General features: G+C 38.2%; 13 protein-coding genes. All 13 read right to left on the bottom strand.

The features are described from left to right. Nucleotides 1-647, bottom strand: a 647-nt coding sequence (locus tag IIC38_07915) for an N-acetyltransferase (protein MCH8125871.1), incomplete at its 3' end; no start/stop codon positions are given. A 15-nt stretch (nucleotides 648-662) separates the two neighbouring features. Continuing rightward, nucleotides 663-1,676, bottom strand: a complete 1,014-nt coding sequence (locus IIC38_07910; protein ID MCH8125870.1) for a Gfo/Idh/MocA family oxidoreductase — start codon at nucleotides 1,674-1,676, stop codon at nucleotides 663-665. A gap of 249 nt (nucleotides 1,677-1,925) precedes the next feature. Further along, nucleotides 1,926-3,050, bottom strand: coding sequence for a P1 family peptidase (locus IIC38_07905; GenBank protein ID MCH8125869.1), 1,125 nt, complete (start codon nucleotides 3,048-3,050; stop codon nucleotides 1,926-1,928). Nucleotides 3,051-3,358: 308 nt separating this feature from the next. Continuing rightward, nucleotides 3,359-7,039 carry a methionine synthase gene (metH, locus tag IIC38_07900; protein ID MCH8125868.1) on the bottom strand — a complete coding sequence of 1,227 codons (3,681 nt, stop codon included), beginning with the start codon at nucleotides 7,037-7,039 and terminating at the stop codon, nucleotides 3,359-3,361. Nucleotides 7,040-7,335: 296 nt separating this feature from the next. Then, nucleotides 7,336-7,707 carry a DUF86 domain-containing protein gene (locus IIC38_07895; GenBank protein ID MCH8125867.1) on the bottom strand — a complete coding sequence of 124 codons (372 nt, stop codon included), beginning with the start codon at nucleotides 7,705-7,707 and terminating at the stop codon, nucleotides 7,336-7,338. Then, nucleotides 7,700-7,990: a nucleotidyltransferase domain-containing protein gene (locus IIC38_07890; protein ID MCH8125866.1), complete on the bottom strand. Its 291-nt coding sequence runs from the start codon at nucleotides 7,988-7,990 to the stop codon at nucleotides 7,700-7,702. The genes IIC38_07895 and IIC38_07890 overlap by 8 nt, the downstream gene beginning before the upstream one ends. 52 nt (nucleotides 7,991-8,042) lie before the next feature. Continuing rightward, nucleotides 8,043-8,228, bottom strand: coding sequence for an antitoxin (locus tag IIC38_07885; protein MCH8125865.1), 186 nt, complete (start codon nucleotides 8,226-8,228; stop codon nucleotides 8,043-8,045). 554 nt (nucleotides 8,229-8,782) lie between these two features. Next, nucleotides 8,783-9,034 carry a DUF2442 domain-containing protein gene (locus IIC38_07880; GenBank protein MCH8125864.1) on the bottom strand — a complete coding sequence of 84 codons (252 nt, stop codon included), beginning with the start codon at nucleotides 9,032-9,034 and terminating at the stop codon, nucleotides 8,783-8,785. A 108-nt stretch (nucleotides 9,035-9,142) separates the two neighbouring features. Further along, nucleotides 9,143-9,313: a hypothetical protein gene (locus tag IIC38_07875; protein MCH8125863.1), complete on the bottom strand. Its 171-nt coding sequence runs from the start codon at nucleotides 9,311-9,313 to the stop codon at nucleotides 9,143-9,145. Nucleotide 9,314: 1 nt separating this feature from the next. Continuing rightward, nucleotides 9,315-9,791 carry a type II toxin-antitoxin system VapC family toxin gene (locus tag IIC38_07870; protein MCH8125862.1) on the bottom strand — a complete coding sequence of 159 codons (477 nt, stop codon included), beginning with the start codon at nucleotides 9,789-9,791 and terminating at the stop codon, nucleotides 9,315-9,317. A gap of 200 nt (nucleotides 9,792-9,991) precedes the next feature. Beyond that, a complete protein-coding gene (locus IIC38_07865; GenBank protein ID MCH8125861.1) occupies nucleotides 9,992-10,726 on the bottom strand; it encodes a 16S rRNA (uracil(1498)-N(3))-methyltransferase in 735 nt (244 codons plus the stop codon). Between the two features lie 9 nt (nucleotides 10,727-10,735). Further along, nucleotides 10,736-12,142, bottom strand: coding sequence for a BamA/TamA family outer membrane protein (locus tag IIC38_07860; GenBank protein MCH8125860.1), 1,407 nt, complete (start codon nucleotides 12,140-12,142; stop codon nucleotides 10,736-10,738). A gap of 112 nt (nucleotides 12,143-12,254) precedes the next feature. Beyond that, complete coding sequence (locus IIC38_07855) at nucleotides 12,255-13,463, bottom strand: BamA/TamA family outer membrane protein (protein MCH8125859.1); 1,209 nt, start codon at nucleotides 13,461-13,463, stop codon at nucleotides 12,255-12,257. Between the last annotated feature and the right edge of the window lie 25 nt (nucleotides 13,464-13,488).

Below are 13,488 nucleotides of genomic sequence, written 5' to 3'. Positions count from 1 at the left end.
ACAGAGCCAGCTGCTACTACTGCATCGGCACCGATCTCGATGCCTGGTAGAATAACTGCGCCAGCTCCGATTCTACCACCCCTTCGAACCGTAACTCCTTTGAAATGCTTAAATCTCTCTTCCGTGCGGCCTAGAAAATTATCGTTGGATGTGGTCACATTAGGCGCAATGAAGCAGTAATCCTCAATTTCCGAATAAGCCGTTATGTAACAACCGGTTTCCAATTTGCACTTCTTGCCGATTTTGGTTAAATTCTCAATCGTTACGCCGCGGCCAACGATGGTAAATTCACCAACCGTCACATTTTCGCGAACCACGGCAGAATCGGCAATAAGGATATTGGCTGCTAAATCACACCCGGCATAAAGAACAACTCCGGTGCCAATCAAACATGAATCGCCAATTTCCGGTGGCGCTAATTTCTGTTCGGTTTTGAAAATACTGCGTTTAGCTCGCATCGGCTGCTTGCCAATGACGGTTTGGTCATCAATACGAACTCCACTGCCGATTTTGGAACCGGCATGAATGACCACATGAGATCCGATTACACAATCATCACCAATGATTACTTCATCATGAATAACAGAATAAGAACCGAGTTGAACGTTGCTGCCTATCTTAGCAGATTTGCTAATTTTTTGATCCATTTGAATTCGACTTTCTCAAGATATTTTTATTGGTTTCCCACCATTTTTCAAAGATTTGTCTGCAGCCGCTAATATTTTTACAACCATGTGACCATCTTTTCCATCGCTGGGTGGGTTTTTCCCTGATCGGATACTTTTAATAAATTGGTCGCATTCCAAACGAAGCGGCTCCTTCATTTCCAAACGGGGAATTTGGATATCACCGTTCCGTAATGTTAGCATTTCAGAGTAGTTGGCATATTTGGGTTTCTTTTCCACACCCTTGTCATAAATACGAACCTTCTCATTCGCTTCCATGTCATCCACAACAACCATTTTTTTCGATCCAACGACAGTCAATTTACGTACTTTGTGTGGATCCAACCAACTACAATGAACATGAGCCATTCGTTGATGGGAAAAATGCATAGTAAGAAAAACCACATCCTCTATTCCAGGTTGCAAAAAAGATTGGCCGGTGCAGGCTACCTGAATAGGAAGATTCTGCATAAACATCAGTGCGATTGAAATATCATGCGGTGCTAAACTCCAAAGAGCATTTTCGTCTTTTCGAATAATTCCAAGGTTAACCCGGGTAGAATACATGTAATGAACAGCCCCAAGCTCGCCGGAATCCATTAATTCCTTTGCCTTCCGGTATGCTGGATGATATTCCAAAATATGCCCCACCATCAGGATTCGATTATTCTTTTTTGCAAGTTCAACCAGAGATTCACTTTCTTTTGGGACAAGGGTCATCGGTTTTTCAACGAATACATGTTTGCCTGCTTTAAGCGCCTCAAGTGCAAATTTGTAATGAGTGACCGGTTCCGTTGCAATAATCACGGCTTCAGTCTCTGGGTGTTGAATCAGGTTTTGGGCATTTTCCAACAATTGAACGGAGGGATATTGTCGTCCAACAGCCGCTAATATTTCCTTAGAAACATCTGATACTGCTATTAAATTTGTGTCCGGATGGTTGTCAAAGTTCCGTAATAAATTCTTGCCCCAATTCCCAACGCCTATTTGTCCAAATTTTATTTTAGTCATTTTGATCTTTTATCTCGCAAAAACCTTTTTAAATATTAGAACTGGTTAAAGTATGAATTCTTTTGTTTACAGACAATGGCGAAAGCCATGAATGACGAGATCATATATAATTTTGCAAGATCTTACTTATATTCGAATAGATTCATTCTGAATGACAAAAAGTGACAATTTGCGCGAAGATTGGGGTTTGTCATTCTTGAAGAATCTTGTTCGTTTTTTGGAAAAAAGGAGACGAACTAGCTTAATCATTCATTCCTCCTTGAGCCATGGGATCACTTTATCCAACGGCAATGCTTCGACGGTTCTGCCATTAATACCGGTTAAAGTCTCTGCTTTAAAAAGCGAATTATAAATCGCTTCTTCGGTTGCTTCCACAACGGCAAGGAATAAAGGGCTCATGCGGTTATTATTCAGTTTATCAAATTTTTTGACGAATTCTCTTTTATCAATTTCATTTCGATTTTCACGATAAGTACTAAAAGCAATCACATAGTCTCCACTGCCATTGCTCATAAATCCACCGGTTCGGGCAATTCCCAACAATGCGCGTTTGGCCAATCTCTGTAAATTTCTCGAAGTTAAGGGAGCGTCTGTGGCAACTACAATCGCACAAGAGCCGTTTTCTTGTCTTTCACCTTGCATATAAAATTGATTCAGCCTTTGACCGACCGGGACACCGTTGATCCGTAAAATCCCGCCAAAGTTTGTTTGAACGAGTACACCAACAGTATAACCACCTCTTTGCTCCGGAATTACCCTGGAAGAAGTACCGATGCCGCCTTTGAATCCAAAACAAACTGTCCCGGTTCCGGCTCCGACATTCCCTTCCTCTACCGGGCCGTCTTTTGCTGCTTCGATTGCTTCAAAGACATCTTCCCTGGCGACCGGCCTGATGCGGATATTGTTTAACCTGCCATCATTGGTCTCACCCACTACCGGGTTGAAGGATCGAACATTTTCATTGCCTGGAAGATTTAAGGTATAATCCACTAAAGCATCTGCGACTTGAAATACATTTAACGTATTGGTTAGTGCGATGGGACTTTCTATCTCACCCAGCTCTCTCACTTGAATGACACCCAACAGTTTGCCAAATCCATTTCCGACATGAATTGCAGCAGGGACTTTCTCACGAAACAAATTCCCATCGTGAGGTAAAATAACAGTCACTCCAGTGCGAATACCGTCCCCTTTCCACACTGTTTTATGGCCAACTTTTACCCCCGCTACATCCGTGATGGCATTCCATTTTCCCACCTGCAGTATGCCAATTTTAATGCCTGCATCACGGATCCGAGGTCGATCTTCGGCTGCAAAAATACTAACTGACACTAATACAAAAACGCAGATAAAAAATGCACTAATCTTTTGCATTTCACCTCCTCATTTATCTTTTCTTGTGAAGTTCAAAACTGATCTTCTTAAAAAAGCAAACTAATAAATCGAAATAATGTTGTATTTGTTAAGATTTGGTGTATATGGAACTTATGCTATTATAGCCAAAAACTTTGTTTTTTGAACAAACTTTTAATAGCTGTTTTTTCTTTTTTGACAGGATTAACAAGATATACTGGATTTTTATCCTGATAATCCTGTTTATCCTGTCTAAAAATGAACATCTAGATTAGATTAGTTCAAGTATATTTTTTGTAGCCTTGAGCTGCGTTATGAAGTTTATCTTTTCAATAGCCCAATGCGGGAGATAGCCATCTTTCAACTTCTTCAACAGCCATTCCTTTTCGCGCGGCATAATCTTCTATTTGATCCTTCAGTAACTTTCCGACACTAAAATAATTGGCATCGGGGTGCGAAAAATAAATACCACAAACGGATGCCGCCGGAAGCATAGCTAAATTCTCTGTTAGTTGGATACCGGTATGTTTTTCGACTTCTAACAATTCAAATAAAGTAAGTTTCTCAGTATGATCAGGACAGGCCGGATAACCGGGTGCGGGACGGATCCCCTGGTACTTTTCCCTGATAAGCTCTTTATTCGTAAATTTTTCGACGGGTGCGTACGTCCAAATTTCATTACGGACTTTCTCATGCAAAAGCTCCGCAAAAGCTTCAGCAAAACGATCGGCAAGCGCTTTCACCATGATGGCATTATAATCATCATATTCTTTCTCAAATTGTTTAACCATCTCATCAACACCAAAACCAACACTCGCTGCAAATCCACCTATGTAATCATCCACTGTTCCTTTTGGAGCAACGTAATCTGCTAAAGCCCGGTTCGGATTGCCAGCCGATTTAAGCGTTTGTTGCCGAAGGGTATGGAACTTTGCTAAATTTTCTGTCCTTGCCTCATCCTTGTAAACTTCAATATCATCTACTACGGAATTTGCCGGAAATAATCCAATGACTCCATTTGCCGTTAGTAACTTATCCTGGATGATATTATCTAACATGGAATTCGCCTCATCAAATAATATCTTAGCTTCCTCCCCTACCTTCGGATCTTCGAAGATATCCGGATAATTCCCTTTTAATTCCCAGGTAATAAAAAATGGTTTCCAATCAATATAGGGTCTTATTTCATTTAAAGGATAATTTTTGAATACGGTTATTCCTAATTTATTCGGCGTGGTAATATTGGTGTCTTTCCAATTGATTTGGAATTTATTCTTTTGTGCTTGCTGGAATGAGAGGAATTGCTTTTTAGATTGTCTTCGATAATGCTCTTCCCTAACACCTTTGTATTCCTCTTCAATCTCTTTTACAAAGCCTTCTTTATTATCCGGAGTTGTTAATTTCGAAACCACCGGCACACTCCGGGAGGCATCCAAAACGTGTACTGTCGGTCCGGAATAATTTTCAGCAATTTTGACGGCTGTATGAATTCGAGAAGTTGTAGCGCCGCCGATCAGCAAGGGTTTGGTAAAATTCAAACGCTCCATTTCAGCAGCAACGTGCTGCATCTCATCCAGAGATGGAGTAATCAATCCACTCAGGCCAATAATATCCACGTCATTTTCTATCGCTTTATTCAGTATTTTATCAGCCGGCACCATTACTCCAAGATCAATAACTTCATAATTATTGCATGCAAGCACAACGCCAACAATCTTTTTGCCGATATCGTGAACGTCTCCTTTGACGGTGGCAAGTAAGATTTTGGCTTTAGATCGTACAACTTTGGCCTTGGCTTTTTCCGCATCAATATATGGGACTAAATGAGAAACAGCTTTCTTCATGACACGGGCGCTTTTTACCACTTGTGGTAAGAACATCTTTCCCGATCCGAACAAATCGCCAACGATATTCATGCCATCCATCAAGGGTCCTTCAATCACCTTTAAAGGCTCCGGATATTGTTGCCTGGCTTCTTCGGTATCTTCAATAATGTGGTCGACTATCCCTTTTACAAGCGCGTGTTTTAAGCGCTCTTCCACACTTAATTTGCGCCATTCATCAGTCTTTACCTTAACTTTACCATTTCTTCCGATAGTTTCTGCAAATTCCACTAATCTCTCAGTCGCATCCGTGCGTCGATTCAGTAATACATCTTCTACTCTTTCGAGTAAATCTTTGTCGATATCTTCGTAGACATCGAGCTGGCCGGCATTTACGATGCCCATATCCATACCTGCTTCTATTGCATGAAATAGAAATGCAGAGTGCATTGCCCTTCGTACTTGCTCATTACTTCTGAATGAAAAAGAAATGTTACTCACACCGCCACTTACATGCGCTAATGGCAATTGTTCTTTAATCCATCTTGTTGCGTTAATGTAATCTACTGCATAATTATTATGTTCTTGCATGCCTGTTGCAACAGTGAGTATATTGGGATCAAAAATAATGTCCTTCGGTTTAAATCCAATCTCTTTCGTTAATATGTCATAAGTTCGTCGACAGATCTCAATCTTGCGCTCAAAGTTATCTGCCTGGCCTTGTTCGTCAAAAGCCATTACAATAACTGCCGCACCGTACCTCAAAATGCTGCGAGCTTGTGCTTTAAATTCCTCTTCGCCGCCTTTTAAGCTGATGGAATTCACTACACACTTTCCTTGCAGACAACGGAGGCCTGCTTCGATTACCGACCATTTGGATGAATCAATCATAATGGGAATTTTACAAATATCAGGCTCTGTAGCAACCAGGTAAAGGAAAGTAGTCATGACCTGCTCGGAATCCAACATACCTTCGTCCATATTGACGTCCAAAATTTGAGCGCCACTTTCTACTTGCTGCCTGGCGACAGACAGCGCCTTTTCATAATCTTGCCCTATTATTAATTTTGCGAATCTTCTTGAACCCGCTACATTAGTGCGTTCACCCACATTGACAAAATTGGTATCCGGACGTACGACGAGAGCCTCGAGTCCACTCAACCTGAGATAGGGTTTGCTTTGTGGAATTTTCCTGGGAGGATATCCTTGAACGACTTCGGCAATTGCCCGAATATGATCCGGGGTTGTTCCACAACAACCACCCACAATGTTTAGGAAACCGCTTTTGGCATACTCATCAATTTGTGCTGCCATAAACTCCGGTGTCTCATCATAACCGCCAAATTCATTGGGTAGACCGGCATTCGGATAAAGGCTAACATGGTAGGATGCTATCCTGGCCATTTCTTCGATAAACGGCCTCATTTGGGGCGAGCCGAGTGAACAGTTCAACCCCACGCTGAGTAGATTTTGCATATGCGATACTGAGATATAGAATGCTTCAGTTGTTTGACCGGAGAGTGTTCTGCCGCTGGCATCTATTATCGTTCCGGAAATCATCACTGGAATGCTATTTCCACTGGATTCAAAATACTCCGAAATGGCATAGAGCGCTGCTTTTGCATTCAAAGTATCAAATATGGTTTCCACTAAAAGGATGTCTACCCCACCCTCGACAAGTCCGATGATTTGCTCACCGTAAGCAGAAGCCATTTCAGAAAAAGAAATGTTTCGATAACCGGGATCATTGACATCAGGCGAAAGAGACAAGGTTTTATTGGTCGGACCAAGCGCACCTGCCACGAACCTGGGTTTTTCCGGTTGATTCTCTGTAAATTCTGCAGCAACTTGCCGGGCAATCTTTGCAGATGCAAGGTTTATCTCGTAAACTGCAGATTCAGTATGATAATCCAATTGAGATATTGGGGTTGCATTGAAGGTATTGGTTTCAATGATATCCGATCCTGCTTCTAAAAATGACCTATGAATTTCTACAATGATTTGTGGCTTGGTTATGGAAAGGATGTCATTATTTCCTTTCAAGTCATAAAGATGGTCCGCAAATTGATCACCTCTAAAATCCTCTTCCTGCAATTGATAGCTCTGGATCATGGTTCCCATTGCACCATCGAGAACCAAGATTCGTTTGGATAAGATTTCTTGCAGTATTTTTTGGGTTGAGTTCATTATTATTTTATCGAACCATTTATTGTTTACATTGAATTAAATTAAAATTTAAGAACAAAAGATAAAATAAATAAGGGGATAAATCTAGAAAATTATAGTGGAAAGCTTGTGAAGGTTTAGCGAAAGTATTAATTTTTTGTGAAACAAGTAACAATTAGATCAATGGGAAGAAGTTAAACTCATCAAAGATTTTAAGATATATCTTAAAAAAGTGCGAACCGACTGATTTGGCCAAATTTAAATCAAAGCAATTAAGTCAATTGAATATCTTAATTATACATGATTCTATAAATTAATCATTCAATATCTTCTAATATTTTATTAACGGTTTCTGCTAATTTATCTATTTTATGTTTACATATGTCATAAATAGCTTCAGCATTGATGTCAATATAGTGATGAGTAATAATATCCCTTAATCCTTTTGCTTTCTTCCATTCGATTTGGCGATATTTTGACAAAATAGAGTTTTCAGTAACTTTATCAAAATTTTTTAATCCCTCACCAATTACTATAAGCTGCATACAAATAGAATCTAGTTTTTCCATTCCAGCTGTGCTATTTGTAAAATCAGTAACATTATGAATTGACTCAAACCGTTGCAAAATAAGCTCTGTTGCATGATAAATTTGATTTAGTATTTCTTTAGCAAGTTCTTTATCATACATAAACTGCTTCCTCATCGATTCGTTTTTTAAGGAATGAATTCATTGTTTTCCTATAACTAACAATATCGATTGGACATTTTAGTCTTTCCTCTAAATCCTGCTTAATACCGATTAATTCAAACAAGTCCTGTTTTGTCAAATTTACAACAATATCAATATCACTTTTCTCATTCATTCTATCTTTAGCAACTGATCCAAAAATTCCAATTTTTTTTATATGATATTTATTCTTATTTTCTTCTTTAAATATTTTCAATAGGTGAATTATTTCTTTAGGATCCATTGAATCTTCCATTCGTTTAATTATCACGCTTTTTTATAGACTGGCACTTTCATTATTCTTTTACCAAGAGCTTAGCGTCATCAATTGAATGTTCGTTGTCACTTTCTACTTCGTTCATTGCCTTGGCAAGCCCCTGATCAAGTAAAATGTTTTCTAGTCTTTTAAATGTTTTGAAGTCAATAACCACACTTTTGATGGAACCCTCCTCATCAGTAATATAGGATTTTGCAATTTCCATAATATGTCCTCTTAATTTTACTATCACCTTAAAAAATTGGTGTTTAAGTTTTAACAAATGACACTTTATTTATCGAAACTTAAATTAAAATAATATATGGGTCTTAAGATAAAATAATTAGAGGTGTAAATCTATAAAATGTAAGGGAAAGCAAGGGAAGATTTTACGACGGTATTTAATCGTTTATGAAACAAGTAACAATTCGTAAACGGATTAGAAGTAATAATTTTTAAGCTCAAAATTCTAAAGATATCAGTTTTTTAAAGCGATAAACTTATATTCTCTTCTATTTATTTATATCTATTTATGGTTGTTTTAGTTAATAAATGGTAATGTTTTGTAAGTTAAAATAATTGCATACTATTTAGTCTAATACTGTGTCATTTGTTATGTGATGAATTAATCAAACACTAAACCTCTCAGGTTTCGAAAACCTGAGAGGTTTTATCACATTAATGTTTATTTTTACTTTCCGCTTTGTGCCTTTTCACGTCTTTGTGCCTCCGTGGTTTTCTCCGTTTCCCGTCTTACAGCTAGTCTCCAACCTCTAGCCTCTAGCGGTTGAGTGCAATTAACTTTTCATACAATGTCTCAGGCGCAATGTCAACTCCATTTGGCCATGAAATCGTACCACCTTCGATTGTCGCTCTTTGAAAAAACTCCTGTTCCCTAAATGGTTCGAATACGGGACCTTTACCAATATATTCTGAAAAATCCACATCTCCGTTCGAACCATCATCAAATTCGACAAAGTACACATAATTGCTTTTATACTCGATCCTCTTTACTTCATTCATATTCCACATATTTTCAATCCTAATTCAGTGGGTTGATTTCCTTTATTTCTTTACCGGCACTTGCTACCAACTTGGTTCTTAGGAAAATCAAAATTGTTCAATGAAAAAAATAAAATCCTATGCAACATCCCTTTTGGGAAGAGATTTAGGAGCTCCTTTATATAATTTATTTTTGTGACGTTTCTGTCTCTCCTCAAAATAGGTCAACAATTGATCCCAATTATCGTTATTTTCAGATTCAATTTCTTTTCGAATTTTTCTGACTTCATCCACGATCTTATCTTTCATTTTAGACCTCTTCCATTAATTCTTCCGGGGTACAAAAAATCGGATTTTTTATACCCTTTTGATAATTAATTTCGTCTATTATTTTTCTAGGACGAGCACCAACTATATGTACAAAATTCCAACTTATTAAATAATCCATTCCATGTTGAACAGCTAGAGCTAAATGTAAGGAATCTAATCGAGATTTATCTTGTAAATCAAGAGTATCAAAATATACCTGGGCTAATTTTAAAACTTCCGAATTCATTTCTAAATAATTAAAATCCTTTACAACCATAACTCTCTTTTGAGCTGCATTTTCATCTCCTCTCGAAATCTCATTATGGACAATTCCTGAAATATAAGGATCAAATTTATTTAATTGAAAGCCCCACCATTCCCTTGTAATTTGCTGATGACCAGCAATAATTAAATCTCTGCTCATATGAGCTGTATAGTAACTGACTACTGTCGTTTCAAGATAAATTTTCGGTTTCATTCAGTTCTTTTTTATTACTTATTTTTATGAACATTTCACCACAATTTTTAATTATTATCCTCACTACATTACAAATGAATCTTGGTTGCATTCAAAAAATTAAAACTTAATAGATAAATTAACTCTAGTCAAAGTTCTTTTCTTATGGACAATAATTTCTCAACTATATACAACTAAATTTTTAATTATATGCATCTTCACTAAATTTCCCCAAACTCCTGCAAAGCCAATAAAACCATAGATATTGCAGCAGTTTCCGCACGCAAACGACGGTTTCCAAGTGAAACCTGGATAAATCCTCTATCTTTAAATGTATTTAATTCATGCTCACTAAATCCGCCTTCAGGCCCGATTAGTAGAGAAATCGCATTCGAACTTTTTATTTTTTTCTTAATATCGATTGCATTTGACAATTTTATTTCTTCCTTTGGATGGGCAAACCAAACAGGCTTAGGTAGTTCTTCCCATAGATTTTCGAGTTTTTGCATTGGGTGAATTTCCGGAAAGACAGAGCGGCCGCATTGCTTTACAGCAGACCGGGAAATACGCTGCCAGCGTTTCAATTTTACATCTGATGTCTGGGCTTCACAAAATTCAGTCATCACAGGGTAAAAGTGGGATACACCCAATTCAGTTCCTTTTTCTATCAGCCAATCCATGCGCTGGCATTTCAACAATCCCTGGATAACATGGATTGAAATTACCGGCTCACCCACTTTCCGAACTGTTTTTAGGATTTCACAAACAGCTTCGTTGGAATGAATTTTTTGAATTTTCACAAAATAAAAATTGCCGGCGCCATCCGTAACTGAAATACGATCCCCTTTTCGTTTTCGCTTGACTTTAGAAAGATGATGGTATTCCTTGCCGGAGATGAGCAATTGATTGTTATTCACCTGGTTGGGGGATACAATAAAACTCTCTAAATGCGCCATAAATCGCACTCAATCAAAGGCAATTTGTGCATCAAATATGGTTTCCCCTATACCGTCTTCATTGTAAGCGCGTTCGATCCTAAGCACCGACGAATATGGCAAAAGAATATTCAGCCCTATCCCTGAACCGCTTAGAAAGTGCTGATGCCCCAGTTTTTCCTTTTGGTCCCAAATAGCCCCTGTGTCGTGAAACAATGTCAAATAAACTCCGAATTTCATGAATTGAATAAACGAATAATACCAGGCATCCGGGGAAAGGGGTATAAATCGTTCTCGAATTAAAGGAATTCGCAACTCAGCAGAGGCAATCATTGACCTTTCACCCTCAATAATTTCATTGAAATAGCCCCTTATCCGTCTAGAATAACCAAAATAAAGTTGGCGGTAGGAAGGCAAACGGTTTTGTGTAACGGTTGTAGAAAACCTGCCGGCGAGAACAACACCTTTTATACTTTTGTACTGGCGTAAATCAAGAAATAACAAATTGTAACTCAATCCTCCGTTTAACAGGCGATGATGTGTGAATGAGAATCTACGATGAGCGCCATTTTTGGGATATTCCCACAAATCCCTGGTATCATGTCGAATCGAAATTTGCCAGGAACCAACTTTATCGTTTTGGTGTGTTGGCCTCCACAACATTTCACGATTCGTTGTTCGAATCAAATTGAAACCAAATAATGTATTCACATACCAATGCAAACCATAGCGGCGACCCAGAACAAACGAAATCCCATGATGTTTTTCATCTTCTCCAACAAATAGAAAAGATTTGGTTTTTATTCTCTGGGAAAATGCGCTGAGTTGAGAATATATACGTCGTTTGGTGGTAATCCATGGATTATAATAACTTAAGCTAAAACTTGGATTATAACCTAGCCATCCTGATAACCAAAGCCGTTCGTTGCGCCCTCGAAAATTAGCATGGGATACTCCTAAACCATACGAGAGTCTGTCCCAATCCCGATCATTTCGGAAAAATATGGGAATTGGAATAATGTACCATCGTTCGTATACAATGATGTTTAAATCATACAAATCGCCATTTTGATCAAAATAAAACTCAACATTATTAAATAGATTGAGATTAACGATTCTCAAACGCGCTTGGTTAAGGTCATCCGTTGAAACCCAATCATCCGTTCTAAATTCCAATTCTCTGGTGACAATATGATCTTTGGTTTTATTGTTCCCGATAACATTAATTTTTCCAATTTGGACAGAATCCGGGACACTCTCCTGGGCATGGCAAACATAGCATTGAAAAAGCAATCCACACAATACTGGCAGAATTCTTTTAGTACTATTCCTGAAAAAATAATGTGAGTCAGACAAAAGTGAATTCATGGTTCGACTCCGCTCACCATAGCTCAATCCCAGCAGCCTGAGCGGAGTCGAAGGCTGATAATTTTGCATTTGTTACCTCAAGATTAATAATATTGAACTTGGATTGCGATCAATACAAGATTTTGTCGAAGTATCCATTATTATGATGAATCTTATTTAAGTCACAATATTTTCCCTTTTATTAAATTTTGGGAAGTAATCTAACGGTTATCGCCCAGGTGTCTTTGCTACGATCCAATCTTTTGGCAAAATCAACTCGAAAAAAATCACCGATTACATTCAGTGAAAAACCTGCATCCGATTTCCAATCCGGGCTGTCGGAAACATTTGAGCTCAGGAAACTATTTCCATTGGAGTTCCACAACGCCCCAACTTCCATAAATAGTACCAATCCAAGGCTGCTGTAAAGGGGGATAAACTGGAAAGGCAGTTTTTGTAAAATATCTCCATTGAAATAATATTGGATAGCGCCCAAAGTCAATACATTGCCATTCTGAAATTCTTTGTAGTTGTACCCTCGTAATGTACTAATTCCGCCTAAATCCATTAAGTGTTGCGGCGCCCTAGAATCAGCACGATATCCATATCTTCCACTCAAAACAAGTCTTTGGTTTAGTATCGTCGGTTTCAATACTTTGCCTGAAACAAATATTCCACTCTGATCAAAATCACCGCCCAAAAAATCACCACCTTTTTCAAACGCTCCTTCCAAATACCAGCCCTCCATTGGAAACATAGGATTATCCAATTTGTCGATTATCCATTCAAACCTGAGCTTATTTTCAGTTCCTGCCGTGATTGCCGGATTATTGCGAAATTTTTTATCACCACCAAAAAGACTCCATTTTGTATTCTTTACCATTTCCTCATACTCACCAGACCAAAACGACAGCCTGAAATGTACATCTTCTTGAAAATCTTTTGACGTCCAGATTGAAAATCCTTTTACCTTGTAAAAATCTCTAAAATCTCCTCGTATAAAAAGTGCAGCCAGAGTGTTCTCAAGCCTGGAAATAATCCAATCGTCTTGGGTAAATGTGTCTTCAAAATATTTCCCGCCAATCTTAAATATTTGCCATGAAGGTGATTTAAATTCTAACCCCAGGTTAAAGCCAACTTCCTTACTCTTTAAACCATATCCGAAATCTCCAAAAAAAGTTAAAGGACTGTCGACATTGTTTTTTATTTTTAATCCAAGCGCGGGGAATAATCCCTCTACCCTATTATAGCGTAAAGGCGAATAATATTTGGTTTTCTTCTTATCAATTGCGAAAGGATTAGGTTTGGGTTCCACTTTAAATTGGGCATAAGTGGGTTGCAGGCAGCTAGCCATTTTGATTAAAGTAATTAAAAAGAGCAATACGACCTTAAAATGAACTGAATTGTGCATTTAACCTCCATATGATTTCCGGTTT

It is taken from the genome of candidate division KSB1 bacterium, assembly GCA_022566355.1.
In the GTDB taxonomy this organism is placed as follows: Bacteria; Zhuqueibacterota; JdFR-76; order JdFR-76; family DREG01; genus JADFJB01.
Note: the sequence above shows the minus strand (reverse complement) of the source record. Positions and strands in the feature narration are given on the sequence as shown.